This is a genomic window from Pseudomonas sp. 9_2_1 (assembly GCF_059295275.1).
The window spans coordinates 2,563,994-2,589,666 of record NZ_CM181239.1; the positions used below are offsets into that span (position 1 = coordinate 2,563,994).

Annotated in this window: 25 protein-coding genes; 14 read left to right on the forward strand and 11 right to left on the reverse strand. The window is 62.4% G+C overall.

Annotated elements, in window-relative coordinates:
* Positions 1-6: 6 nt before the first annotated feature.
* Positions 7-741: an SDR family NAD(P)-dependent oxidoreductase gene (locus tag AC5O5I_RS11525; RefSeq protein ID WP_172227778.1), complete on the reverse strand. Its 735-nt coding sequence runs from the start codon at positions 739-741 to the stop codon at positions 7-9.
* Positions 742-864: 123 nt separating this feature from the next.
* Between AC5O5I_RS11525 and AC5O5I_RS11530 the strand changes: the two genes are divergently transcribed.
* Both AC5O5I_RS11530 and AC5O5I_RS11535 read left to right on the forward strand, forming a co-directional pair.
* Positions 865-1,785 carry a LysR family transcriptional regulator gene (locus AC5O5I_RS11530; RefSeq protein ID WP_494512605.1) on the forward strand — a complete coding sequence of 307 codons (921 nt, stop codon included), beginning with the start codon at positions 865-867 and terminating at the stop codon, positions 1,783-1,785.
* Between the two features lie 93 nt (positions 1,786-1,878).
* Positions 1,879-2,142 carry a PA2433 domain-containing protein gene (locus tag AC5O5I_RS11535; RefSeq protein ID WP_172227782.1) on the forward strand — a complete coding sequence of 88 codons (264 nt, stop codon included), beginning with the start codon at positions 1,879-1,881 and terminating at the stop codon, positions 2,140-2,142.
* A 60-nt stretch (positions 2,143-2,202) separates the two neighbouring features.
* Here AC5O5I_RS11535 and AC5O5I_RS11540 read toward each other — a convergent pair whose 3' ends face one another.
* A complete protein-coding gene (locus AC5O5I_RS11540) occupies positions 2,203-2,853 on the reverse strand; it encodes a TIGR04211 family SH3 domain-containing protein (protein ID WP_172227784.1) in 651 nt (216 codons plus the stop codon).
* Between the two features lie 432 nt (positions 2,854-3,285).
* Here AC5O5I_RS11540 and AC5O5I_RS11545 point away from each other — a divergent pair, with 432 nt between their 5' ends.
* Positions 3,286-3,765, forward strand: coding sequence for a VOC family protein (locus AC5O5I_RS11545; protein WP_172227786.1), 480 nt, complete (start codon positions 3,286-3,288; stop codon positions 3,763-3,765).
* 3 nt (positions 3,766-3,768) lie between these two features.
* Complete coding sequence (locus tag AC5O5I_RS11550) at positions 3,769-3,972, forward strand: hypothetical protein (RefSeq protein WP_494512606.1); 204 nt, start codon at positions 3,769-3,771, stop codon at positions 3,970-3,972.
* A gap of 316 nt (positions 3,973-4,288) precedes the next feature.
* Here the strand turns inward: AC5O5I_RS11550 and AC5O5I_RS11555 are convergent, their stop codons facing one another.
* Complete coding sequence (locus AC5O5I_RS11555; protein WP_494512607.1) at positions 4,289-6,037, reverse strand: BCCT family transporter; 1,749 nt, start codon at positions 6,035-6,037, stop codon at positions 4,289-4,291.
* Positions 6,038-6,349: 312 nt separating this feature from the next.
* On the opposite strand from AC5O5I_RS11555, the gene AC5O5I_RS11560 reads away from it, so the two are divergent.
* From AC5O5I_RS11560 to AC5O5I_RS11575, 4 genes are all read left to right on the forward strand, one after another.
* Positions 6,350-6,667, forward strand: coding sequence for a hypothetical protein (locus AC5O5I_RS11560; protein WP_172227790.1), 318 nt, complete (start codon positions 6,350-6,352; stop codon positions 6,665-6,667).
* An 8-nt stretch (positions 6,668-6,675) separates the two neighbouring features.
* Positions 6,676-6,876, forward strand: coding sequence for a DUF1289 domain-containing protein (locus tag AC5O5I_RS11565; RefSeq protein ID WP_172227792.1), 201 nt, complete (start codon positions 6,676-6,678; stop codon positions 6,874-6,876).
* Between the two features lie 49 nt (positions 6,877-6,925).
* Complete coding sequence (locus tag AC5O5I_RS11570) at positions 6,926-7,567, forward strand: LysE family translocator (RefSeq protein WP_172285288.1); 642 nt, start codon at positions 6,926-6,928, stop codon at positions 7,565-7,567.
* Between the two features lie 158 nt (positions 7,568-7,725).
* A complete protein-coding gene (locus AC5O5I_RS11575; protein WP_172227796.1) occupies positions 7,726-8,517 on the forward strand; it encodes a substrate-binding periplasmic protein in 792 nt (263 codons plus the stop codon).
* A gap of 15 nt (positions 8,518-8,532) precedes the next feature.
* On the opposite strand, the gene AC5O5I_RS11580 is transcribed toward AC5O5I_RS11575, so the two are convergent.
* From AC5O5I_RS11580 to AC5O5I_RS11590, 3 genes are read right to left on the reverse strand one after another with little or no spacing between them, the layout of a single operon-like run.
* A complete protein-coding gene (locus tag AC5O5I_RS11580) occupies positions 8,533-9,876 on the reverse strand; it encodes a c-type cytochrome (RefSeq protein ID WP_494512608.1) in 1,344 nt (447 codons plus the stop codon).
* 18 nt (positions 9,877-9,894) lie between these two features.
* Positions 9,895-12,144, reverse strand: a complete 2,250-nt coding sequence (locus AC5O5I_RS11585) for a xanthine dehydrogenase family protein molybdopterin-binding subunit (protein WP_494512609.1) — start codon at positions 12,142-12,144, stop codon at positions 9,895-9,897.
* On the reverse strand, positions 12,144-12,599 hold the full coding sequence (locus AC5O5I_RS11590) for a (2Fe-2S)-binding protein (RefSeq protein WP_172285291.1): 456 nt from the start codon (positions 12,597-12,599) through the stop codon (positions 12,144-12,146). The genes AC5O5I_RS11585 and AC5O5I_RS11590 overlap by 1 nt, the downstream gene beginning before the upstream one ends.
* 258 nt (positions 12,600-12,857) lie before the next feature.
* On the opposite strand from AC5O5I_RS11590, the gene AC5O5I_RS11595 reads away from it, so the two are divergent.
* A complete protein-coding gene (locus AC5O5I_RS11595; RefSeq protein WP_494512610.1) occupies positions 12,858-15,044 on the forward strand; it encodes an OsmC domain/YcaO domain-containing protein in 2,187 nt (728 codons plus the stop codon).
* 269 nt (positions 15,045-15,313) lie between these two features.
* Positions 15,314-16,129, forward strand: a complete 816-nt coding sequence (locus AC5O5I_RS11600; RefSeq protein ID WP_494512611.1) for a class I SAM-dependent methyltransferase — start codon at positions 15,314-15,316, stop codon at positions 16,127-16,129.
* On the opposite strand, the gene AC5O5I_RS11605 is transcribed toward AC5O5I_RS11600, so the two are convergent.
* The 3 genes from AC5O5I_RS11605 to AC5O5I_RS11615 form a co-directional block, all read right to left on the reverse strand.
* Positions 16,113-16,994, reverse strand: a complete 882-nt coding sequence (locus AC5O5I_RS11605; RefSeq protein WP_172285293.1) for a DUF6708 domain-containing protein — start codon at positions 16,992-16,994, stop codon at positions 16,113-16,115. The genes AC5O5I_RS11600 and AC5O5I_RS11605 overlap by 17 nt on opposite strands.
* A gap of 3 nt (positions 16,995-16,997) precedes the next feature.
* Positions 16,998-19,988: a T6SS effector BTH_I2691 family protein gene (locus AC5O5I_RS11610; RefSeq protein ID WP_494512612.1), complete on the reverse strand. Its 2,991-nt coding sequence runs from the start codon at positions 19,986-19,988 to the stop codon at positions 16,998-17,000.
* 287 nt (positions 19,989-20,275) lie between these two features.
* On the reverse strand, positions 20,276-20,575 hold the full coding sequence (locus tag AC5O5I_RS11615) for a hypothetical protein (RefSeq protein WP_494512613.1): 300 nt from the start codon (positions 20,573-20,575) through the stop codon (positions 20,276-20,278).
* A gap of 164 nt (positions 20,576-20,739) precedes the next feature.
* On the opposite strand from AC5O5I_RS11615, the gene AC5O5I_RS11620 reads away from it, so the two are divergent.
* From AC5O5I_RS11620 to AC5O5I_RS11630, 3 genes are all read left to right on the forward strand, one after another.
* The gene (locus tag AC5O5I_RS11620) at positions 20,740-21,168 is read left to right on the forward strand and encodes a DUF2231 domain-containing protein (protein ID WP_172227876.1); all 429 of its coding nucleotides are present in this window, start codon (positions 20,740-20,742) and stop codon (positions 21,166-21,168) included.
* Positions 21,165-22,457 (forward strand): PQQ-dependent sugar dehydrogenase, encoded by a 1,293-nt coding sequence (locus AC5O5I_RS11625; protein ID WP_172227878.1) that lies wholly within the window; start codon positions 21,165-21,167, stop codon positions 22,455-22,457. The genes AC5O5I_RS11620 and AC5O5I_RS11625 overlap by 4 nt, the downstream gene beginning before the upstream one ends.
* A gap of 239 nt (positions 22,458-22,696) precedes the next feature.
* Positions 22,697-23,278 (forward strand): hypothetical protein, encoded by a 582-nt coding sequence (locus tag AC5O5I_RS11630; RefSeq protein WP_172227880.1) that lies wholly within the window; start codon positions 22,697-22,699, stop codon positions 23,276-23,278.
* 3 nt (positions 23,279-23,281) lie between these two features.
* On the opposite strand, the gene AC5O5I_RS11635 is transcribed toward AC5O5I_RS11630, so the two are convergent.
* Entirely contained in the window at positions 23,282-24,043 is a 762-nt protein-coding gene (locus tag AC5O5I_RS11635) for a hypothetical protein (RefSeq protein ID WP_494512614.1), read from the reverse strand.
* Positions 24,044-24,172: 129 nt separating this feature from the next.
* Between AC5O5I_RS11635 and AC5O5I_RS11640 the strand changes: the two genes are divergently transcribed.
* Positions 24,173-24,691, forward strand: coding sequence for a DMT family transporter (locus AC5O5I_RS11640; RefSeq protein WP_494512615.1), 519 nt, complete (start codon positions 24,173-24,175; stop codon positions 24,689-24,691).
* Here AC5O5I_RS11640 and AC5O5I_RS11645 read toward each other — a convergent pair whose 3' ends face one another.
* Positions 24,692-25,600 carry a LysR family transcriptional regulator gene (locus AC5O5I_RS11645; protein ID WP_494512616.1) on the reverse strand — a complete coding sequence of 303 codons (909 nt, stop codon included), beginning with the start codon at positions 25,598-25,600 and terminating at the stop codon, positions 24,692-24,694.
* Between the last annotated feature and the right edge of the window lie 73 nt (positions 25,601-25,673).

The window sequence follows — 25,673 nt, forward strand, 5'->3', positions numbered from 1 at the left end:
CTCTGTTCAGTGCCAGGTGCCGGCAGTGCTGCCGCCATCCACCGGCAAGATCACACCGCTGACGAAAGCTGAGTCGGCCAGGTACAGCACGGCGTCCACCACGTCCTGCGGCGAGCCGGTGCGGCCGCTGGGTGACAGCGCGCCCAGGCCTTGCACATTGCCCCCATGCAGTGGGGTATCGATGATTCCCGGTGCCACCGCATTCACCTGCACCCCGCTGGCCGCCAGCTCCAGCGCCAGGCCTTTTACTGCCTGGTTCAGGCCGCCCTTGACCAGCACCGGCAACAACGCGGGTACGCGGGTGTCTGGTTGCAAGGCGATGGAGGCGGTGATGGCGATGATCTGCCCGTGCCCTTGCCCTGCCATGATCCGCGCCGCTTCCTGGGCCGGGTAGAAGAACCCCTTCAGGTTGGTCCCGACCAGCGCGTCGACATCCACTGCGGTGTACTCGGTAAACGGTTTGGCAATGAAGATGCCGGCATTGTTGATAAGGATGTCGACCCCACCAAAGGTTTGCACCGCGCTGGCGAACAACCGCTCAGCCGTGCCTGGTTCGGCGATGTCGCCGGCCACACCAACAAAGCGCGAAGGATTGCCGAGGCGGCCGGCGGCCTGCTCCAGGCGCGCCTGGCTGCGGGCATTGCCGACGACATTGTCGCCGCGTTCGAGGAACGCCTCGGCCAGGGCGAAGCCCAGGCCGCTGGAGGCCCCGGTGATGATGACGGTTCTTGGCTGGGTCATGCTTGCGTACTCCGGAAGGTGAGCCGATGGCTCGGGTGGAGCTCACTGTAGGCTGCAACACATGCTTGAAAAATGTGCCGGATAGCATTTCAATCAATACACCATGTAATCAATCGAGCCCTCATGTCCCGCCACTTCGATGACCTGCAACTGGGCAGCCTGGAGCTGTTTTGCCTTGCCGCCGACAGCGGCAGCTTTACTGCCGCAGCCACCGAGGCTGGCGTCACTCCGGCGGCGGTAAGCCGCAGTGTGGCCCGTCTGGAGGAACGCCTGGGAGTGCGCCTGTTCGTGCGCACCACCCGGCAGATGCGGCTTTCCGAGGCTGGGCAGGCGTATTACCAGCAATGCCGCCAGGCGCTCGGGCAACTGGTCGAGGCAGAGCGCCAGGTCACAGGCGGCCAGGTCGCGCCCAGCGGCCGCCTGCGCATCAGTGTGCCGACGCCTTACGCGCACCACCGGCTGCTGCCGTTGCTGCCAGCGTTCCAGCAACGCTACCCGCAGGTGCAGGTGGACGTGCATGTCAGCAATCGCAACGTCGACTTTGCCGAGGAGCACTTCGACCTCGCCATCCGTGGCCGCGAGCCTGCCGACTCGCGGCTGGTGGCGCGGCGCCTGGAAGATGCCCCGTTGGTGGTGGTGGCCACGCCCGCCTACCTGGCACGCCGGGGCACACCGCAAGTGCCGGAAGACCTGGCTGGGCACGAGTGCATCCAGTTCGAACTGGCCAGCAGCGGCCGGCGCCCGCGCTGGAGTTTCCGCCGCGATGGCCGAGAACTGGAGTTGGAGACCGATGGCAGCTTCACCTGCCTTGGCGATTTTCTTGCCACCGCAACCCTGGTGCGCCACGGCGCCGGGCTGATGCAGGCCTACCGCTTTACCGTGCAGGAGGCGCTGGACAGCGGCGCGCTGGTGGAGGTGCTGGCCGAGTACGGCGGCACCTCGCGGCCGTTCGTGCTGATCTACCCGCAGGCCCGGCACATGCCGCTGCGGCTTCGGGTATTCATCGACTATCTGTTCGCTGAAGGCGCACGATCACACGGCTGAGCGCAGGTGTGGTTGCCCGAGGGGGACTATGCTGTGTGTGGCGTCGAGCCGATGTCGCTCGAGCATCTTTCGAATTTCCCAGGAGAATGTTGCATGAAATCCATGACACTGCTGGTGATTGCTTCGGTGCTGAGTTTTGCTGCACATGCGGATCCCAAGACCAACTGCGATGCGAAGATTCAGGAGTTGGAAGACTTCCACAAAGCTAGCGGTCAGGCGATGCACGGTGGCATGGCACATGACTTCAAGGTGAAAATGGAGGAGGCCAAGACGGCGCGGGACAAGGGTGACATGACCAAGTGCCAGTCGGCTGCGGACCAGGCCAAGACCATCTACAACAAGGCGCGTAGCAAGTAGGTGTGAGCCGTGCCGGCCTCTTCGCGGAACAAACCTGCGAAGACGCCGGCATAGCTGGCATCAGAACCAGCGGTCGTTCTTCTTCCGGCCGCGGGTCAACGCCGGCAGGATCAGCCCCATCAGCAGCCCCGCGCCGGCAATGCTGCCGCCATACACCATGTAGCGCATCATCACCTGCTTGTTCTCATCGCCAAGGCGCGCCTGGGTATCACGCAGGGTCGACTGGCTCTCATCGAGCTGCTCGCTCAGCGCCTTGTTGCGCGCCTCCAGTTCGTCGACCAGCTTCTTGCGTGAGTCGAGGGTTTCCTGCATGCCCTGCACACGGTTCTTCCAGCTGTCGTCGATGGTCTTCAACTGCCCGGTCAACTCTGCGACCTGGGCATCGAGCAACGGCAGGCGTTCGTTCTGGCCGGGCACCGACTGCAGGTCGTTGCTGAGGATCCACACCACATCGCCATTCTGCCCGCGTACCTGGCTGTAGTTGCCCTGGCTGCCGACCAGGGTCAGCTTCTGCCCGGACTTGAGCGTGCCGACGATGCGGTGGCCGTCGGTCGGGCCGCTGCGCACGTAGGTGCTCAGGCTGTCACTGACCCAGCGTGCATCGCTGGCAGGCTCTTCGGCATGCGCCGGTGCGGCAAGGGCCACCACGGTGGCGATCAGGCCACCGCGCAGGGCAATGAGGGCGGAGGCAGTTGGGCGGGATTCGGGCATGTTGGGTCTTCGCTGAAACAGGACAAAAGTAGGCCCGGTGACTGGGCCGGTGAACCGGTCGGTGAGTTGACCGTCAGCGAAAGACCGCTTTTTTGTAAGCAGGTTCACTACCTGATGTCGGAAATGTCTGCAGAATGTTGCGGCGCCCGGCCTCAGGCAGCGCCCCTGCTGTCGTTGACTGTGGCGATGTTGCTGACCGCCATCGCCGGGCAGATTGTTGAGCGCAGCGCCAAGCTTGCTATCCTCGCCACAACAGCAGTCGCGAGACCCCCATGCCCAGACCCCGCAAGCAAGCCCGCCAACGGCAGGTCAATGGAAGGGCTCGCAGCAGGGGGATTTATCGTACAGGCGTACGGTAAAATCGGCTGTGCGGGCCTTGGGTCAATGCCGAGGCTAGACTCTAACGTTCTCCCTCATTCATGGAGCACCACCATGACGGCCAAGAACACAATCTGCCTCTGGTACGACCACGATGCCGAAGAGGCCGCGAATTTTTATGCCAGCACGTTTCCCGACAGCAGCGTGATCGCGGTGCACCAAGCGCCGGGTGATTACCCGTCGGGCAAGCAGGGCGACGTGATCACGGTGGAGTTCACGGTGATGGGCATCCCTTGTGTGGGCCTGAACGGTGGCCCGACGTTCAAGCACAGTGAAGCGTTTTCGTTTCAGGTCAGCACCGAGGACCAGGCCGAAACCGACCGGTTGTGGGACGCAATTATCGATAACGGTGGCGAGGCCAGTGTATGCGGCTGGTGCAAGGACAAATGGGGGATCTCCTGGCAGATCACCCCGCGCATCCTCATCGAAGCCATCGGCCACCCCGACCGTGCGGCGGCCAAGCGCGCGTTCGACGCGATGATGCAGATGGGCAAGATTGATGTGGCCGGTATAGAGGCGGCGTTGAACGGGTGATGCGTGACCCTGTGGGGCGCTTCCACCGAGATCGCGCCCCCGTTATTCCGCCCCAGCGGTGCTGCGGGGCTGTGCGACGAGTACCCGAGCATTGGTTACCCGGAAGACCCTGAATCCTATGGCTACGAAGGCGAGCTGCAGGCGGGCATGGCGCTGTGCGTGGAGGCCTGCATTTACGCGTTCGAGGACAGCTTCCTGGGCGATTGACTGGCCCTGAAAAACAACACATCCGCAGGCTTGCCAAGGCCCGGTAGGAGATCGCCCAGCTCATTGGGCTACGGTGTCGCGCATAGAACGGATGCTGGGCGCTCCGCGTACCCTGTGGGAGCGGGCGCGCCCGCGAAGAATCCAACCCGGTGCATGGCACCGGCTGCGCCGGTGTTCGCGGGCACGCCCGCTCCCACAGGGTCCCTGCTAAATCAGTGAGTTATGTGCAGTTCTACGAGAGCCCACCCGCGAATGCGTTGGCCAAACCAACGACGCATTTGCGGGTAAAGCCCAAAGAGACGAGCGCCAGCCGGTTTCAGCGCTGGGCCACTTCATTGGCCTCTGCCGCCGGCTTCACTGAGGCCTTCTTCTCCTGCACCACGATGTAGAACTCCTCGCCATGCTTTACCGCCCCATACAGCACGGCTTTTTCGATCAGCTCGTTGCCACGCAGGTGGCGCAGCATCATCGGGTCCTTGCGCAGGTCGCGGTACAGCGCCAGGCACAGCAGCACCATCACCACCACGAACGGCAAGGCCACGACAATGGTCAGGTTCTGCAGCCCGGTCAGCGCCTCGCCAGGGTCACCCGGGTCGCCGATCGCCAGCATGATCGCCGCCACCGTACCGGTCAGTGCACCCCAGAAAATCACCGTGCGCCGTGATGGCGCGGTGGTGCCATGTTCCGACAGCGTGCCCATCACCAGCGAAGCGGCATCGGCACCGGAGACAAAGAAGATGCCCACCAGGACCATCACCAGCACCGAGGTGGCCGAGGCCAGCGGGTAGCTGTCCAGCAACTGGTACAGCGCATGGTTGCTGTTGACCGCCCCGTTGGCCAGTTGCAGCGCGCCGTCGCGCAGGGCGTCGATGGCCGCGCCGCCGAACACGGTGAACCACACCAGGCTGACCAGGCTCGGCACCAGCAGCACGCCGGTCACGAACTGGCGAATGGTGCGGCCACGGCTGATGCGGGCGATGAACATGCCCACGAACGGTGTCCAGGAGATCCACCAGGCCCAGTAGAACACCGTCCAGCCGGCCAGCCAGTTGTCCATCTGCTCGCCGCCGCTGGCGTTGGTGCGGGCCATCATTTCCGGCAGCATCTTGATATAGATGCCGATCGAGGTCGGCAGCAGGTTGAGCATCAGCAGGGTCGGCCCGACCACGAACACGAACAGCGCCAGCAGCAGTGCCAATACCATGTTGGTGTTGGACAGCCACTGGATGCCTTTGCCGATGCCCGATACCGCCGAGGTGACGAAGGCAATGGTCAGCAGCGTAATGATCGAAATGTAGAACAGCTTGCCCGGGCTTTCGATCCAGCCGTTGTACTCCAGGCCGCCGGCGATCTGCAGCGCACCCAGGCCCAGCGAGGCGGCCGAGCCGAACAGCGTGGCGAAGATCGCCATCATGTCGATCAGCCGGCCCAGCGGGCCGTTGGCGTGCTTGCCGATCAAGGGGCGGAAGGCAGCGGAAATCAGCTGCGAGCGGCCGCGGCGGAAGGTGCCGTAGGCAATAGCCAGGCCGACGATGGCGTACATGGCCCAAGGATGCAGGGTCCAGTGGAACAGCGTGGTGGCCATGGCCACCTGCATCGCTTCGCTCGACTGGGGGCTGGCCGAACCAGGCGGCGGCGACACATAGTGCGACAACGGTTCGGCCACGCCGAAGAACATCAGGCCGATACCCATGCCGGCGCTGAACATCATCGCCACCCAGGACACCGTGCGAAATTCTGGCAGTTCGCCATCACGCCCCAGCGGCACCCGACCGTAACGGCTGGCGGCCAGCCACAGCACGAACACCACGAACAGGGTGGAAGTGAGCACGAAGAACCAGCCGAAGTTGAGAATGACCCAGGATTGCGCGCTGGAAGCGCTGCTGGCGAGGCTGGCCTGGTTGAGCAGGCCCCACAGCACGAATGCGATGGCCAGGACGCTGGTGCAACCAAACACGATCCAGTCGAGCTTGCCCTCGAAACGCCGGTCCTGGCGGGCTTCTGCGGTTTTCGAGGGGTCGGTCACCCCAAGGTCGAGCGTTTCGGTGATGTGTTCCTTTGCCATGAAGAATGAGGCCCCTGTGGCTTACCTGCAGGTGCAGGCTTGTTGTTGTGTGGGCTACCGAGCTCGATGACGGCCTCGGCCGGGTGAGTTGCCGCCGCGATTATCCTGTGCCGCAAAAGGCGGCTCCTGTCCCGATTACGCCCTGGGGCGTCCATTGCGCGACCTGCCAACTGCTTTTAGTTCCGGGGGCCATGACCCTTTATACCTCGCGTTCTGGTAACCTGACGGTCATTACCCGGGCCTGCACATCCGAGCACCGTAGAAGCGCTGCTGCTTGTGGGCCAGGCCGTACCAGGAAACGGAGATTCGTCAATGGCCACTGACCGTGTGAGCCTGATTCATTTCGATAAACTGAGCATGAGCCCTGACGCAGCCGATCGGTTCCAGAAGGCTCTCGACGCGCTTGAAGCGCTGAAGTTGCAGGACCGTTACGTGTATCTCATCGCGCATTATCTGGGTGATATCGCCGACGCCTCCGACACTGAGCAACTGAATACCGCCTTGGCCCAAGGCATTCGCGTGGTCGATGAACTGCTGCCGCCCAGGTCGGTCAGCAAGGTCAAGGCTGCAGAACTGCGCAAGGTTTTCCACGACGCCGCCGAGCGCGCGCGTGCGCAATTGTCTGGCTGAGCACCGGCATGGCCAAAGACATCGACAACCCCTGCGTCTCGTTATGCCAGCTCAACAGCGAGCTGTGCGTAAGCTGTGGCCGTAGCCGTGACGAAATCCGCAAATGGCGGGGCATGAAACGCCCGGAAAAGATGGCCACCGTGCAACGGGCGGCGACGCGCATGAAGGCTATCGCCAAAAAGGCGGCCAAACGGCAGAATGCCGACTGAACCTGCGTGCCATCCACGCAGCCTTTGCCGATTGCCTGACGAGCCTGAAATGGATTCCCACTCGCTGCTTGCTTTTACCCTGGTTGCCGCTATTGCGATTGCCAGCCCTGGCCCTGCCACCCTGATGGCCATCAACAACAGCCTGGCCCACGGCCAGCGCAGCGCGATCTGGTCGTCGCTGGGCAATGGCTTGGGCCTGTTCTGCCTGTCGGCAGCCGCCATGCTGGGGCTGGGCGCGCTGCTGGCCAGTTCCGAAATGCTGTTCAATGCCGTGAAGATCCTGGGGGCGGGCTACCTGTTCTACCTCGGGGCGCGGCAATTGCTGAAAAAAAGCCCGATGCTGGTAGCGGGAAGTGCAGAGGGCGTGGCCAAGGTCCGGCCTACGCCTGTGAAGCTGTTCAAGTCGGCCTTCTTCACGGCGGTCACCAACCCCAAGGCGACCATGTTCTTCACTGCATTGTTTCCGCAGTTCATCGACCAGGGCGCCGCATTGCTACCGCAGTTCCTGACCCTTACCGGGATTTTCGTGGCGTTGTCGCTTACCTCACTGAGCCTGTATGCCGCCCTGGCTGCGCGGGCAAAAGGGGTATTGACGCGGCCGTCGCTGTCGCGCTGGGTGAGCCGGGTGGTGGGTACGACCTTTATCGGGTTTGGTGCAGCGATCCTGGCGATGCGCCGCCAAGGCGCGTGAAAATGCGTGGTCCGGCCGATGAAAGGCCAGCCTGCTAGCCGCTGATGGTCCAGACTGTCTGCAGCACGCGCAGATGATTGCTGCAGTCGACCACAGGAGGTGGCAGCCTTTGGCCGCTCCGCCGGGTCGGCGGATGTCACAGGTGCCGAGGGTCGTCGATGATCGAGCGTTGCTTTCGCTACGCCTTGCCAGTTTTTCTGTGCCTGCTGCTTCCCTTGGCGGCGGCAGCGGCGGAGCAATGTCGACGGCTGACCGCCACAGGTAACCCGGAATACCCCCCGTACCTGTGGCGCGACCCGCAAAACCCCCAGCAGCTGATCGGCGCCAATGCCGACCTGCTCAAATACCTGGGCAAGCAGCTTGGGCTGGAAATCGATGTGATCTACGCCGGGCCTTGGTCGCGCGCGCAGGAAGAAGTGCGTACTGGCCGGATCGACCTGCTGGCCGGGTATTTTCAGACCGATGCGCGTCGGCAGCAGATGGACTTCGTCGCACCGCCATTCCTGCACACACCCAGCGTGGTGTGGGTGCGCCGGGACAACGCCTTTGCCTATCGGCAATGGGCCGATCTTGCAGGTCGCAAGGGCGGTACGCTGGTCAACAACAGCCACGGCCAGCAATTCGACGACTACGCCAAGGCCAACCTCACCCTTGAAGCGGTGCCCGGTGCCCGGCAGGCGTTCGAGAAACTGATGCACAAGCGCAGCGATTACGTGGTGTACGAGCAGTACCCCGGCATGGCGCTGGCGCGCACGTTGGGTATCACAGGTACTCTCCAGGTGCTGGAGCCGCCGGTTTCCAGTGAGGGGTTGTACCTGGCGCTGTCGCGTAACTCGCGCTGCAACCAGTCACAGCTGCGTGAAGCGCTGGCACGGGAGATGGAGAGGATCGTTGCCGGGGAATTGCCGGAGCGGTTGTTGAAGCAGAACCTGGAGCGGGCGCAGCCGTAGCAGCCCGCCCCTGCTTCAGCGCATATGCAGAATGATCGGGCTGCTGCTGGCCGGGTCGGTATGTTCACGCAGCTTCCCCACCGCCTGCGCATTCACCGCACCACCGTGGTTGCCCCATGCCGTGCGCACGAAGCTCAGCACCTCGGCAATCTCCTGATCACTCAACTGCTCGCGCAAAGCCGGCATGCGAAAGGCATCCGGCACCCCGGCAGTTACCACGCGCTGCGAACCGTTAAGGGTGATGTTGATCGCCGAGGCCGCCTCTTTGGCCAGGGCCGACGTGGCCCCGGCCAGCGGCGGCATCCATTCGGCCTGGCCCTTGCCATCCAGGCCGTGGCACGTTGCGCAGCGGGTCACATAGGTATGTGCGCCCGGGCTGTCGAGCCGCGCCGTTGCAGATTCTGCCTGGTACTGCCACGGCACGCCGTCGCGCTGCGGGTCGCCGGGCAGCGATTTCAGGTAGCGGGCAATGGCGGCAAGGTCCTCGTCATGCATGAACTGCAAGGAGTTGTTGAACGCCTCGGTCATCGAACCGAACACCACCGCATGGCGGTTTCGCCCGGTCTTCAGGAACTGCGCAATGTCCGCCTCGCTCCAGCGCCCCAGCCCGGTATTGGGGTCGGCGCGCAGGCTCGGTGCGTACCAGCCATCGAGCAGGGCGCCGGCGAGGAACGGCTTGCCGCTGTCATCCAGGGCTTTCTCGTTGAAAGCCAGGCCCCGCGGGGTATGGCAGCTGCCGCAATGGCCGGGCCCCTGGACCAGGTAGGCACCACGGTTCCACTGCGCATCCTGCTCGGGTTTGTCGGTGTATGGTGTGTTGGCAGCGAACAGGCCGTTCCACAGGGCGATGGGCCAGCGCAGGTTCAGCGGCCAAGGGATATCGCTGGCCAGGTTGGCCTGCCGGGCAGGTTGCACCCCGTGCATGAAGAACGCATAAAGCGCCTTCACATCATCATCGCTGAGCTTGGCGTAGGACGGGTAGGGCATGGCCGGGTACAGCCGCCGTCCGCCAGGAGCCACGCCTTGACGCACGGCGCGGTCGAAGTCGGCCAGGCTGTAGTTGCCAATACCTGTGTCGCGATCAGGGGTGATGTTGGTGGCGTGGATTGCGCCCAGCGGGGTGGCCATTTCCAGTCCGCCGGCAAACGGTCTGGCGTCTGGCAGGCTGTGGCAGGCCACGCAGTCGGCGAGACGGGCCACGTACTCGCCGCGGCTGACCAGCGCCGGGTCGCTGGCCACGATCGGCGTCCCGGCAAACGGCGAGGCGGGCTCGCGGGTGACGTACCAGGCCAGCAGGCCTGCCGCGACCAGGCAGGGCAGCACCAGCCAGCCAGCGGTCCTTGCGAAACGATGGGTCATGGGGCGTTCCTTGTGCAGTCAACTGAAGGTATGGCGGCTCAATGGCAGGCTGCGCACGCGCTGGCCGGTAAGCTGCGCGACTGCATTGGCCACGGCCGGTGCCACGGCGGGCAGCGGCGGCTCGCCGATGCCACCCATCTTCGCGCCGCTTTCGACAATACGTACATGCACCCGGGCCATGCGCGAGGGTGGCAGGATCGGGTACAGGTCGTAGTTGCGCGCGCGCGGTTTGCCGTCCACGTACACCGCTTCCTCCAGCAACGTCTGCGATAGGCCCAGGGCGACTGCGCCGTTGACCTGGTGCTCGATGATCGCCGGGTTGACGATGCTGCCCGGGTCGATGGCCTGCCAGATGTCGTGCACCTTGACCTGGCCGTTGTCGATCGACACCTCGGCAATCACCGCGGCCTCCGAGCCGAACGGTGAGGCCATGGCCACGCCCCGCGCGCGCTTGCTGCCATCTTCGGCGGTGAACGGGCCGCGTTTCCAGCCACCGGACAATTCGGCGACCGCGTTCAGCAGGTTGGTCAGGCGCGGGTTGTCGCGTAGCAGGTGGCGGCGCAGTTCGAACGGGTCCTTGCCGCCCTTGTCGGCCAGTTCGTCGAGAAAGCTTTCATAGAAGAAGTCGTTCAGCGAATTGCCGACCGAGCGCCAGTAACCCAGCATGGCCGGGCCTTTGACGTAGATCTGGGCAATGCGCTTGTTGGCAATGGCGTAGGCCTTGCCCGATAGCCCTTCAAGCGCGGTTGGGTCGACTTTGTCGCCTTGCTTGCCGGCGATGGCCTCGGTGGGGCCTTCAGTGGCACTCACCGCCTCCAGCGCAACCGGCCAGCCCTCGGCGTCCAGCCCAGCGCGGAATTTCACCACAGCAACGGGCCGCAGCACATCGCGCAGAAACTCCTCTTCGCGGCTCCAGATAAGCTTCACTGGCCGGCCGACTGCCTTGGCCAGGGCGATGGCCTGGGGGTAGGGGTTGGCCGAGTCGTACAGGAAGTGGCGGCCAAAGAAACCGCCCAGCAGCGGCGAGTGGAGGAGGATCTGTTCAGGGTCCAGGCCCGTACGCTTCGCAATGTCGTCACGGAACATGTCCGGTGCCTGGTTGGGCAGCCAGACCTCCAGGGTGCCGTCGGGGTTGTAGCGGGCGAGGGCAGAGGGTGGCTCCAGCTGGGCGTGGTTCAGGTACTGGTTATGGTAGCTGGCTTCGATGCTGGTCTTGGCATTCCCCAGTGCGCCGGCGATATCGCCTTCGTTCTCCTCGTCGCGGGCCGGCCCCTGCACGGTGGCCAGGTGCTCGCGCCAGCCGTCGCTGGAAAAGTCCGCGGGCATCGGCCGCACCTTGGTGTCCGCCGCCGGCTCTTTCCAGTCTACCTGGACCGCTTCCACCGCGCGCTTGGCGTGCCACCAGCGCTCGGCGACCACGGCGACGGCGCCTGGCAGCTGATGCAGTGAATGCACACCTTTCATGGCCTTGACCTGATCCTCATTGCGCAGGCTGCCCACGGTCATGCCCAGACGGGGTGCGTGCTGCACGGCGGCATGCAGCATGCCGTCGACTTTCATGTCGATGCAGTACTGGGCCTTGCCGGTTGACTTGTCATAGGCATCCAGGCGGCGCACGGGTTTACCGATCCAGCGAAACTGGCTGGGGTCGCGCAACTTGACCGTGCTCGGATCAGGCACCGGCAGGTCCATCGCGCGCCCGGCCAGCTCACCGTAGGGAATTGAGCGGCCAGTCGTGGTATGTACTACGTTACCCGGCGTGGTGGACAGCTGTTCGACCGGGACGCCGAGCTGTTCGGCGCCTGCCTGCAGCAGCATGGCACGGGCCAAAGCGCCCAGGCGGCGCATGGTCGGGTAGCTCATGCGCACCGACATGCTGCCACCGGTAATACGCATGCCGTTTTCCATCACCACATAGGCTTCGCCGGGTGGCGCGCTGTCCACCACGAAGTTGGCAGGGTCGACATCCAGCTCTTCGCCGACGATCTGCGCCATGGCGGTAAAAGGCCCCTGGCCGCCTTCCATGAACGGGCTGAGCAGGCGCACCGTACCGTCCGGGCGGATCTCCAGAAACGCCGGCACCTGGGTGCCGCGTTGCGCGCTTGCTGTGGTCGCCGCTTGCACCCGGGCCGTGCCCATGGGCAGGCCGAAGCCAAGTACCAAGGCGCCGACCGCAGTGCCGGCGATAAAGCGCCGGCGTGACAGATTGACTGTTTCGCCAAGCTGCAGTTTGAGCAGTTCGGCGGGGGTATCGGCTGGGGTGTTCATCAGGCTGTTTCCCCCTGAGCCAGGTCATGCACGGCGGCATGGATAGCGTTATAGGTGCCGCAGCGGCACAGGTTGACCATCGCCGCTTCGATCTGCGCGTCACTGGGTTTGGGGGTGTGCTTGAGCAGCGCCGTGGCCGCCATCACCTGGCCAGACTGGCAGTAGCCGCACTGGGCCACCTGGTGCTCGACCCAGGCGGCGACCACGCGCTTGCCGACCGCATCGGCCTCGATCGCTTCGATGGTGGTGACCTCGCGCCCGACCACTCCGGCCACCGGGGTAACGCAGGCGCGCACCACATTGCCGTCCACCAGCACCGAGCAGGCGCCGCACTGGGCCAGGCCGCAGCCATACTTGGTGCCGGTCAGGCCCAGGTCATCGCGAATTACCCACAACAAGGGCGTGTCGGCGTCCGCCTCGACCTGGTAGGTCTTCTGGTTGATGCGTAGTTCCATGGTTCACCTGCCATTCACGGTTGCTGTCGCTGTGTTTTTTGCCTGGGGAATACGTTGTTCTCCAGTGCAGAAACGCTAGCACACCTCTACGACCGCGCGTCCCTTGACCGGGCGGCGGCAGAGGATCGGGCAAGCAATCCGGTGAAATGCGCAAGCCTGCGGCCGCGCTGCGTTCAGATGCGGGGAGGACTTCCTGCGTGAAAACCCGGATAATGCCGGCCAATTTCGTTTTGCACGCTTAAATCACGGTAAACCCGCATGGAAATCAAGGTCAATTTTCTCGACAATCTCCGTCTAGAAGCCAAGTTCGACGACTTCACGGTGATCGCCGACCAGCCGATCCGTTACAAGGGCGATGGTTCGGCCCCAGGCCCGTTCGACTACTTCCTGGCGTCCTCGGCCTTGTGCGCGGCTTACTTCGTCAAGCTGTACTGCCAGACCCGCGACATCCCCACCGAAAACATCCGCCTGTCGCAGAACAACATCGTCGACCCGGAAAACCGCTACAACCAGATTTTCAAGATCCAGGTGGAGCTGCCCGAGGACATTTCCGAGAAGGACCGCCAGGGCATCCTGCGCTCCATCGACCGCTGCACGGTCAAGAAGGTGGTGCAGACCGGCCCGGAATTCGTCATCGAAGTGGTCGACAACCTCGATGCCGATGCCCAGGGGCTGCTGATGCCGGTGTCGGACACCAGCACCTACATTCCCGGCAAGGACCTGCCGCTGGAGCAGACCATCGCCAACATGTCCGCCATTCTCGCCGGGCTGGGCATGAAGATCGAGATCGCTTCGTGGCGCAATATCGTGCCTAACGTGTGGTCGCTGCATGTACGCGATGCGCAGTCGCCGATGTGCTTCACCAACGGCAAAGGCTCGACCAAGGAGGCCGCGCTGGCCTCGGCGTTGGGCGAATTCATCGAGCGCCTGAACTGCAACTTCTTCTACAACGACCAGTTCTGGGGCGAAGACCTGGCCAACGCGTCGTTCGTGCATTACCCGAACGAGCAGTGGTTCATGCCTGGCCCACGCGATGCGCTGCCGGCCGAAATCCTCGATGCGCACTGCCTCGAGGTCTATAACCCGGATGGCGAGCTGCGTGGCTCGCACCTGTACGACACCAACTCGGGCAACAAGGCGCGCGGCATCTGCTCGCTGCCGTTCGTGCGCCAGTCCGACCAGCAGGTGGTGTACTTCCCGTCCAACCTTATCGAAAACCTGTTCCTCAGCAACGGCATGAGCGCCGGCAACACCCTGGCCGAGGCGCAGGTGCAGTGCTTGTCGGAAATCTTCGAGCGCGCGGTCAAACGCGAAATCCTTGAAGGCGAGCTGTGCCTGCCGGACGTACCGCAGGAGGTGCTGGCCAAGTACCCGGCCATCGTCGCCGGTATCCAGGGGCTGGAAGAGCAGGGGTTCCCGGTGCTGGTGAAAGATGCCTCGCTGGGCGGTGAGTTCCCGGTCATGTGCGTGACCCTGATGAACCCGCGTACCGGCGGCGTGTTCGCCTCGTTCGGCGCCCACCCTAGCCTTGAAGTGGCGCTGGAGCGCAGCCTTACCGAACTGCTGCAGGGCCGCAGCTTCGAGGGCCTGAACGACCTGCCGCAGCCCACCTTCGAAAGCCACGCGCTGACCGAGCCGAACAACTTCGTCGAGCACTTCATCGATTCCAGCGGTGTGGTGTCGTGGCGCTTCTTCAGTGCCAAGGCCGACTTCGAGTTCGTGGAGTGGGACTTCTCCGGCCACGGTGAGGATTCCAACCTCCAGGAAGCCGCCACCCTGTTTGGTATCCTCGAAGCGCTGGACAAGGAAGTGTACATGGCGGTGTATGACAACCTTGGCGCCACCGCGTGCCGCATTCTGGTGCCTGGTTATTCGGAAATCTACCCGGTCGAGGACCTGATCTGGGACAACACCAATCGCGCCCTGTCGTTCCGTGCCGACATCCTCAACCTGCATAGCCTCGATAGCCGCTCGCTGAAGCTGCTGCTCAAGCGCCTGGACAACTGTGACGTCGATGACTACACCACCATCACCACGCTGATCGGCGTGGAGTTCGACGAAAACACGGTGTGGGGGCAGTTGACCATTCTTGAGCTGAAGCTGCTGATCTGCCTGGCGGTGCAGCGTTTTGAAGAGGCCAAGGAACTGGTCGAGGCGTTCCTGCAGTTCAACGACAATACCGTCGAGCGCGGCCTGTTCTACCAGGCCCTGAACGTGGTGCTGGAAGTGCAACTGGACGACGAGCTGGAAATGGCCGACTACGAGGTCAACTTCCGCCGCATGTTCGGCAACCCGCGCATGGACGCTGTGCTGGGATCGGTGGACGGCAGCGTGCGCTTCCACGGCCTCACCCCTACCAGCCTGAAGCTCGAAGGCCTTGACCGCCATCTGCGCCTGATCGAAAGCTACAAGAAACTGCACGCCGCCAGGGCCAAAATGGCCTGACCGCAGCTGCATCCAGCCGCTCCTACAGGGATCATGTGGTCCCTGTGGAGCGGGCTTGCCGGCGAATCCGATATCACCGCCAACAATCAATGCCAAGTCATATGAAGGGCCGGGCATACCTCATATAACGCCTCGATCTTGTCCCTATCCCTATTTCGTCTTGCCGCTTCGCCTGCCAAAGGCGTAGCTTTCTGCACCCATCCTTTTGATCCACCGGCGCATACACCGCCAGAAGGACCTCGGCCGCGCACAACAAGAAGGCGCAGACCATGAGCACCCCTTTGGACAACAATGCCCTGAAAACCCGCCAACAAGCCGCTTGGGCAAGTGGTGATTACGCGGTAATCGGCACCACTCTGCAGCTGGTTGGCGAACGCCTGGCCGAGGCCTGTGACCTACGCTGGGACGAGCAGGTGCTGGACGTTGCCGCCGGCAACGGCAACGCCACCCTGGCCGCTGCCCGGCGCGGCTGTCGCGTTACCTCCACCGACTACGTGCCCGAACTGCTCAAGCGCGGCGAAGAACGGGCGCGGGCCGAGCACTTGAACGTGGTGTTCCAGGCCGCCGATGCCGAAGCCTTGCCATTCGCCGATGGCAGTTTCGATGCAGTGCTGTCCACCTTCGGTGTGATGTTCGCCCCCGACCAGACCCAAGCCGCGCGCGAGCTGGCGCGGGTGTGCCGGCCCGGTGGTCGCATCGGCCTGGCCAACTGGACCCCGCAAGGCTTCGTAGGCCAGATGTTCAAGACCCTTGGCCGGCATGTACCACCGCCCGCCGGGGCTTTGCCGCCTTCGCGCTGGGGCGATGAGGCCCAGCTGCGCGTGATGTTCGAGGGCGCGCATGGCGAATTGAACGTCAGCCGCCAGCACTTCAATTTCCGCTACCGCTCGGCAGCGCACTTCATCGAGGTTTTCCGGACATGGTACGGGCCGGTGCACAAGGCGTTCGCCGCTTTGGAGCCGGAGGCGGCCAAGGCGTTGGAGCGTGATCTGGCTGAATTGTTGAATGCAAACAATGTGGGTGGCCCATCGTCGCTGGTGGTGCCGAGTGAGTATCTCGAGGTGGTGGTCACTCGAGAGCGTTAGCAGGCGCGCTTTCAAAAGCCTCAGCGGGTGGCGCCGCTGCGCGGACATTGAAGAGCTTGCAGACGAAGTACCAGGCAATGGCGACTGTGAGGTTGTAAGGGAACAGAACGGCCCAGAATGGCAATTGCCAGTTCTTTTTGCCCTGCATTTCTCCCGGCTCGCCGGTTCGCCATGGGGCATAGTGGCGCCAGGCTTCCGCCGGGGTCAGGCAGATCGCGTGCAGGGGCTTGTGCCACCAGTTGGGTTCGCCTGGCGGGGGAAGTTTGTCCGGGCCGTGGTCCATGAAGTGGCGAAGGTATTCCCAGACTTCGGCGACGTACTGAATGTCGGATTCGGTGGGCGAGTTACTGTCGACCCACAGGCAGTCTTTCTGGTGCAGGCTGCCATCTTCTCGGCGAGGGGCGAAGGCTAAGGCGTAGCTGGTGGTAAAGGATGATCCACCGAATTCAGTGCGTTTGAATCGGCCTCCCCTGATGTTGTTCCAATCAAAAGTGAATAGTTTTCCGAAGCGTTTATAATAGATTTTTTGTGTTGTCCTATTCAGGTAGATGTCAGAAAGCTTTTTTATATAGATTATTCTATAGGCTAGGAAAGGTGTAAAAATAAAAGGTACTATAATCTGCGCTACCAGAAATGCGTAGGCGCCCTCTAGCTCATAGTTGGTTGTGTCATCTAAAAGAAGAGTGTACACAAATATTGCAGTAGCTAGGCACATTGCCGTGTACATTTTCCCCATAAATACTGAGTCAGTAACCCATGGATTTCTCAAGCGCAGGAAGAAGCTGGTGGAATCAACTAGCTGGTCTGAGATTTTAGGTTCTATGTCGTTTTTTTGATGGGGGTTGAATAACCATATGGTTGCCATGCGTCACCTCTCGATACAGAATTGGGTATTTAGCTTTAATCGTGTGGCTAATCCATGATTTAGATGATAGTTGATTGTTAGTCTTGCGCTTTTGGTTGCTTTTTTTTGGGTCTTGTAATGGAGTACTAAGCCAGCTGGTGTTATATAGCATATTGGTAGCGTGGTAATCGTTGTTGTATGTCCATCACGATCGCTGGACTCCAACGCTCCTGACCATTCGCTTTGTTCGAGCATGAAGTTTGGCAGCAATATGGTGAATTCTATTGTGGGCGTGGCCTGTGATACTTGACTGTGTATAATTGTTGCCCAGTCCGGGGTAGGCCATTGGCTGTTTACGCTAAGGTCTGTGGTAAGCCCTTCTAGACCTAATTGTGTAGAGTGATCCAGCGAAAGTGCTAATGGAGCATATGTCTCAGAATGCCATGATTCGATTTCCATAATTATGTTATCGAAGCGAGGAAGTTTTTGCTCAAAGTCTAGAGTCAAGTCAGGGCGGATTTCGCCATCGCTTTGTCTGGTTCCAAAAATACATCTGCTCGCCCATAACTCTATCGGGCTGTGTAAGCGTTCATGCGCCTTGGAATAGAGATATAGCCCTCCTGCCATAAGAGAGGCTCCCATCAACACTACACCCGCTGCGGCCCAGCCTGCGAAAGGTATAAAAAATGTCGGACCAGCGATGGCAAGGCTCCCCTCTAATATGAGGGCGGAGCCTATGGCACTTACCGCGCCGCCGGTAATATTATATAGACCGGTAACTGAATTACCGTTTTGTGATTGGCGCCATCCCTTGGTAAAGTCAGATAGAAGGCCCAGTATTATCGCCGGGTAGCCTGATGCTCTCGCGAACAGGTGACTATTGAGTAGCGTGATGATTCCCTTGCCGAAGGCAATGCCTGGCGCCATTGGGCTAAGCCTCGAGATTACAACTCTTTGCGCTGCCCTTACGCTGACCAATGTTGCCGCCGCTGCACCGATCACGCCGAAAATGGATGAAGCAAACCCCATGGTGTATTCCGGGGCATCGCTCTTCTGCAGGCTGTTATAGGCCGTCTTCAGCGACAGCACGTTGAACCACAGCATCCCCGCGTTCAAACCGCCTCCGCCGCCAGAAACAAGCAACCCGACAAAGTTAGGCTTCACCCGCGCGGTAGTGGTCAGTTCAATTGACACCATTCGGCTTCCCGAGATACGCAGTTGCTTCATTTCTTCAACTTGCGCCATCCCGTTCTTGAGGTATTTCTCCACTTCCTGACTGAACGGATTTTCCCGAACGGCCTGCTCGGTGATCCGATACCGGGCTGCCAATAGCCCCAGCGCTTTCTCGGCATTGCCTTCACGTGCTGCCAGCAGCACTTGCTGACGCAGGCCATGACTGGCATCCCACCTTGTCTTTCCACGCAAGCGCTTGAGCACCACGGCATTGACCGACTGGGCGGTGAGGTCGGTGATGTCGGCCATGGCCGGGAAACGACCGGCCAGGCCCTCGACCACATTGTCGCTGGCGCCGAACAGACTGCCGATCGAGTCGGCCTTGTCCTTGAACGGGTTGAACGGTGCCAGGGCTGTGTACAGCGGGCTGTCGTGCTGATCCAGCCACTGTTCCAGGCGTTTGAAGCGTCGATCCTGGTCTTCGGTACCGGGTGTTGGCTGACCCATTGGATTGATTATCAGCGCCAGAGATATTTCCAGGCCGCGGGCGGAGAGGCGTTCGTCACGGTCGTAGCAGGCCAGCGCCGCAGCAAGGCTGTAGGGATTATTGACAGCAGCGGCCTCCGCCGTGGCCAGCCAGACGTCGTGATCGTTGCTGGCTTGCAAGGCCAGCTTGCGCAGACTTGCAAGCCGCTCTTCCAGCGCATCGCGTTCAGCGAGAAAGCGCAGGTATTTGGCGGTATCGATGCGCTGTGCCAGGCGTGCGCCGCCGGGGGAATAGTCCTGGTGGGTGAGGGCCTCGAAGCGTGCCGCTGCCGGAGCAAGCTCGGGGCCGCGGCGTTCCGTGTTGATCCTGAAGGCGGCCAGCTCCGGTGACGGTGCATCGGCCGGGTACAGGCTTTCCAGCGTCTTGTTCAGCAGCATGCCCACCAGGTTGCGATGGTGGAAATCGCGGCTTTGTCGGCTCAGCTGTTCGGCATCCAGCCGGTAGCACGCCGGCACCCGTTCATGCTCGGGGCCTTGCGCTGGGCGGGTATGTTCCAGCTGCTCGGCGGGCATCAGGTCACGCAGTTGATGCTGGTAGGCCGACACCGACAGGCCCAGGTCCAGGGCCATGCCTTCGGCATCGGCGAGGGCCACCACCACCGGGACTTTCGGCTGGGTACTCGGGTAGTGCCGCGCCATGGCGGTGAGGTTGCCGATGGGCAGCGTGTCGGTGAACGGATGGCTGCTCCAGGTCAGCGGCATGCGCCGGCTGGCTGGCTTGAAATCTTCGACCCAGGTTTGCAGGGCGCTGACCGGCAACACATGGGGCTGGCTGGACGGGGACTGGTTGCTGGCCACCAGCTCGGCCATGTCCAGCTGGCGCATATGCCGTTTGCGCAAGGCGGCTGAACCGGTGATGCGCGCGGTCGTGGCGTTGGTCCACAAATGCGGGCTGTAGCCGATCCACACTTCCTTGGCGGTGTCCGGGCAGGTATCGGCCCACACCCAGCCCACGGTCCGGCTGGCCTGGTAGCGATGACGCAGGTGATAGTCCTCCAGGCCCCGGTAGTGCAGTTCCTTGTAGTGGCCTTCGCCGTCGTATTCATGAATGACCAGCTTTTCGCCCTGGGGGCCTTGCATGAACATGTAGATGTAGCCAGGGCGCAGGGCACGCAGGGTGTAGGCGGAGTGCTGCAGGGGGGTAAAGCCTTGTTCCAGGTTGAAGCCTGCGTCGGCGTAGCGGCAGGCAGGGGTAGCGCCGGTACGCGGCACGATGGCATAGCGCACCGGCAGGATCGGCACGCGTGCACTGCAGGCAGGGCCGGAGGTGGCACTGCTGACGGAGGCATTATTCATGCAAGTTCCTTATTCATGGCGAAGCCTTTTCAAACCAAGGCTCAGGTATTTGAGATGGTGTGAGCTTCTTTGCTTGAATTATCTGCGGGGTGCAACTTTCGCTTTGGATGCTGGCGCAAGCTGATTACTTGCGTGTAAAAGACAATGCCTCCATTCCTGCGTTTTGGTCGAGGCTGAAAGTGTAAGATTTTATTGAGGTATGTTTGTGTTTTTGTTTGCGCGATACTGTGCGGGAGAAGTTGTGCTGTAAGTTGTAGGAATTATCTGACAGCAAATAGCCTACATACTCAGTTTTTGCACTTGGCCATCACCACCTGGCAAGTCCTGGGCGTACCTCCCGACCGGCTGGCATAGCGCATGCAATTGTTCATGGATTTGTGCCGGGCAATGCTCAGGGTGTCGCCCCACGCCAGGCCGCCTTCGCCAGTTGTCGGTACGGCTTTGGCGAAGCAATTGGAGCCTGTGGCAGGCGTCGCGTAGCGCGCCTTGCCGGCTTTACTGGAACAGCCGGCGGTGAGCGCCAGGCTGAGGGCGAGCAGCGCGGTCAGCGCCCAGCATCCGACCGGATGGATCTGTGTTCTGCTCATGGGGTCCTCTTCTGCGCTGGGCATGGAATGCCTGACAGAATATTTCATTTCAAGCGAAGCGGTGAACTATCGCGTCGTCAAGGGGCTCCCTTGCTAGGCGCATCCTGCGCTCACCTGATGGTGCACAGCCATCAGCCCGGGTCACTGAATGAAAAGGAGGCACCGTGACCGCATCTGACCAAGCGCTGTACCGCTGCACGCCCAGCCCACTGCATGCACTGTTGCTGGCTGGCAGTGTGCCCTTGTTTCTAGGCGCGCTACTGAGCGACATCGCCTACTTCAACAGTTACCAGATTCAGTGGAGCAACTTCGCTGCCTGGCTGATAGCCGGTGGCCTGGTGTTCTGTGGCCTGACCCTGTTGTTCGCGCTGGCCAACCTGGTCCGCGCCGAGCGCAAGGGCGGGCGGCCGACGCTGTACTTCCTGCTGCTGCTGGTGACCTGGGTACTCGGGCTGATCAATGCCTTCGAGCATGCCAAGGACGCCTGGGCGGTGATGCCATCGGGGCTGGTGTTGTCGGTGATCGTGACGGTGCTTGCAGTGGTAGCTGCCTGGACCGGCCTGAGCAACTTGCGTTCGGGAGGTGCGGCATGAAGCCTTTGCATGCATTGAGCCTGTTAAGCGTGGCGCTGCTGCTGAGCGCGTGTGGCGGGGATGGCGAGCCGACCCAGGCCCGTGGCCCAGACCCGAAACTGCCTGACCCGCAGCGCGGTCTGCTGCCGAGCATGAAGATTGCCGAACCGGTCGCCTGGGGTGAACAGAAACCCACCGTGCCAGAGGGCTTCAGCGTCACGGCCATTGCCACCGGCCTGAAGATTCCGCGCCAGAGCCTGGTGCTGCCAAACGGCGACATTCTGGTGGCCGAGGGCAGGGGTGGCAGCGCGGCCAAGCTCAAGCCCAAGGATGTGATCGCCAGCCAGATCAAGGCCAAGGGCAACACCCAGGTCAAAGGTGGCAACCGCCTGACGCTGCTGCGCGACGCCGACGGTGATGGCACCTACGAGGTGCAGACCGTGTTCGCGGACAACCTCAACGCGCCGTATGGCCTGGCGTTTGCCAACGGCAAGCTGTACGTGGCCAACCAGGATGCGCTGGTGCGTTTCGACTACCAGGACGGCCAGACCACAGCCGGTGGCCCGCCGACCAAGGTCACCGACCTGCCGGCCGAGATCAACCACCACTGGACCAAGTCGCTGACTGCGAGCCCGGATGGCCGCTATCTGTACGTGGGCATCGGTTCCAACAGCAACATCACCGAGCGTGGCCTGGAGGTGGAGATCGACCGGGCGATGGTCTGGCAGGTAGATGCCGAAACCGGCGCGCACCGGCCTTACGCGACCGGCCTGCGCAACCCGACGGCGCTGGCCATGCAGCCGCAGACCGGGCAACTGTGGGCGGTGGTCAACGAACGCGACGAGCTGGGACCGGACCTTGTGCCGGACTACCTCACCTCGGTCAAGGAGGGGGCGTTCTACGGCTGGCCCTACAGTTACTGGGGGCAGAATGTCGACGACCGGGTACGCCCGCAAAACCCTGACAAGGTCGCTTCGGCCACCAAGCCGGACTACAGCCTCGGTTCGCATGTCGCAGCGCTCGGCGTCGATTTTTCGATCCCGGCCATGGGTGAGCGCTTCGCCAATGGCGTGTTCGTGGGCGAGCACGGCAGCTGGAACCGGCCCAATCCGGTGGGCTACAAGGTGATTTTCGTGCCTTTCAGCGACGGCAAGCCGGCGGGGGAACCCATCGACTTCGCCACGGGATTCAGGGGTGAAGATGGCAAGACCCGTGGACGGCCGGTGGGGGTGACGGTGGATCCGCGCGGGGCGTTGATCATTGCCGACGACCTGGCGAACACGGTGTGGCGGGTGACGCGTAACCGCTGAGAACTACCAGGCGGCTGCTTCAACGTACTTACCGAGGATGGCGCATCCTCGGGTGGGAGCGGGTTCACCCGCGAACACCGACTTAGCCGGTGTTCGCGGGTGAACCCGCTCCCACAGAGACCAGCAGACAAAATGGGTCGCAAGGGCGGGTTCCGGCACAGCGGCAGGGAATGGCTATGCTTGTCAGCGCATACACAGTTCACCCACCCGTTCGGTCTTGATCACATGGAAGCAGGCCTATGAACCCTATTCGCTCAGTTGCTCGTGCTGTTGCCCTCGCCACGCTGGCCTCTGCTGCCAGCTTCACGGCGCAGGCTGCCGATATCCCCATTGCCAGCGAGGCGCTCGAAAGCCATGTCACCACGCAGGTCACGGCCATTGATATGGCCAACCGCCAGGTCACAGTGAAGGGCCCGGATGACAAGAAAGATGTGACCTTCCAGCTCACCGAAAAAGCCAAGGCGCTGCCCAACCTCAAAGTCGGGGACCAGGTCGACATCTACGTCACCCGGGCGGTGGCCTATGTACTGAATACACAAGTGGGCGGGGCGCCGAAGGCCAGCGAGGAGTCCGGCACCATCCGGGCCACGGCGGCGAACCCCAACCCGGGCGGCGAAGCGTTCCGCCAGGTCAGGGTCACCTCGCAGATCAAGAAGATCGACCTGAAACAGCATGAGGTAAGCCTGTTGCCACCCGAGGGCAAGCTGCAGGTGGTCAAGGTAGAAAACCCTGACCTGCAAGCGCGAATGAAGAATCTCAAGGTCGGGCAGACGGTCGATGCGATCTACACGGAGGTACTGCGTATAGAAACCTCGCGCTGACAATCATTTGGGCAGGCTTCGGGTTGCCCGCAGGTGGATCCGCCGTGATGCCTTGCATGACGGCGGGTATCGTTCAAATAGCTGAATCAACCAATCGGGCCGGGTCTTGCTGGCATCGTTGAGCCAGTTGGCGACCGAGTCCTGCGCATATTTCTCTGTTTCGGCGAGGTTCGGTACCAGCAGTGGCTCGGCTGCTTCCGGCGTTTGCTTGAGCTCGGCAATGTGCTCACACCAGACGCCGCGCGGGCGCAGCACCTCGATGCAGAAGCGACGTACCAGCGGGTTGCTGTCGCTGGCATGCCGGGCGAGCAGCACCAGCGCACTGTCCAGGTTGTGGGTCAAGCGCGGGCGCAGGGCGATCCAGGCCCATTCGCGGACGCCGAAATGCTCATCGCGCGCAAAGCGCAGCTGGGCCAGGAAGGCTGCTTCAAGGTCCAGGTCGCGCGACAGGTACGCCTGGGCGAAGGCCGCCCAACTGCGCACCGTATCGGACAGGTGCGCACTGCAGTGCTCGAAGACGGCTTCGGCAACGGATGGCGGTGCCTGTTCCAGCCACTGACCGAGCGCCAGCCCGATCGCTGCGATTTTTTTCGAAAGGCCCATCGCCTGGGCGGCTTCGGCACACTCCGCCAACTGTTGTGCCAAGGAGCCGGGCAGTTGGCTTGCCAATGCGTTGACCAGGACCGCCTGGTTCACTGCCAGGCATTCGGCCAGGTTGCGCGTGGGCAACTGGCCAAGGTCGATCAAGGTTGTACGTTCATTCATTTCAGCCACCTCCATGTGGTCGTGCGGTGCATGCATGCTACGAATAATGGGCGTGCATGTCTTTGATTTCCATCATCGGGGCTGACCGAACCATCATGTGGGTCATGCGTAGACAGATGGAGAACGATCGTGCTGAGCAAACCGATGATACTGCTGGTGTTGCCAGTGGCCATGGCCTTAGTGGCGGGGGCGGTGCTGCCGTTCCAGGCGGCGGGCAATGCCGCTGTCGGCCGGGCGTTGGGGCACTGGTTGTGGGGCGCGTTCACCTCGCTGACGGTGAGCTCAGTGGTGGTGATTGCCGCGTTGCTGGTGCTGCGGGTGCCGGCGCCCGACCTGGGCAAAGCCCTGCAAGGCCCTTGGTGGTTATGGGTGGGTGGTGTACTGGGCGCACTGTACGTGGCCGGCGCTGCGGCGCTTACCCCCAAGCTGGGGGCGGCGGGGTTTCTGGTGTTGGTGGTTGCCGGGCAGATCATCACGGCAGTTGTCGCCGACCATTTCGGGATGATGGGGCTGGGCGGCAAGCCGCTGAGCGTGGCCAGGCTGGCGGGGGTGGGGTTGATCCTGTGCGGAGTGCTGCTAGTGCAGGGCACGTGGGCTGCGGATTCAAAGGTGACTACCGCCCCGGTTGTAAAACAGTCTGACGGCTGACTAGCGGCCCGGCTGGCTGCACGCCCATACCGTTTCGCGTAACCAGCGGTGGCCTGGGTCGCTGTCCTTCCTGCGGTGCCAGGCCTGTTGGTAGTCGAATGCGGGTATCGCCAGTGGAGGCTCGAACCTGCGCAACGTCGGGTGCTGGCGCAGTGAGCCCACTGCACGGCTGGCCACGGTCAGGATCAGGTCGGTACCGGCCAGTACCTCGACCGCTGCGCTCCAGTGCGGCAAGGCCAGGGCGATACGTCGGCGCAGGCCTTGGGCTGCGAGCGCGCGCTCGATCTCATCGAAGGCATCCGGGCGCATGGCCATCAACACATGCGGTCGCGCCAGCCAGTCATCCAGGGCCAGGCCGCCGCGGTCGGGCAACACCTGGCGATCGGCGACACTGATGAAGCTGTCGGCAAACAGGGGTTGGACGGTGATGTCCTGCGGCAGGTCGGGGAACAGCCCCAATGCCAGGTCCAGTTCACCGTCGAGCAACTGGGCCAGCATGCTGTCGCGGCTCGCCTGGCTGATGGCCAGGTCCACCCCTGGGGCAACCTGGCGCAGGTGGCGCAGCAGGGGTGGCAGGATGATGCGCGAGGAGTAGTCCGAAAGCGACAGCCTGAAACGGCGCTGGGCCTTGGCGGGTTCGAACTGCGGGGTGGCCAGCAGGCCGTTGAGGTTGCCCAGAGCGTCCTGCAGCGGTGTGGCCAGGGACTGTGCACGGGCGGTGAGTACCATGCGGCCATTCTGACGCACCAGCAAAGGGTCGTCGAAATGTTTGCGCAACTGTGCCAGGGCGTGGCTTACCGCCGGTTGGCTGCGATGCAGGCGCAGGGCGGCGCGGGTCACATGCTTTTCGCTGAGCAGCGCGTGCAGGGCGAGCAGCAGGTTGAGGTCGATCTTGCGCAGTTCATCCATAGGGTGAATGGCCTTGGTCAGTTCTGGCTGGCTTGATCAGCTTATCAAATACCTCGGCTGCGCGCGGTCCTGC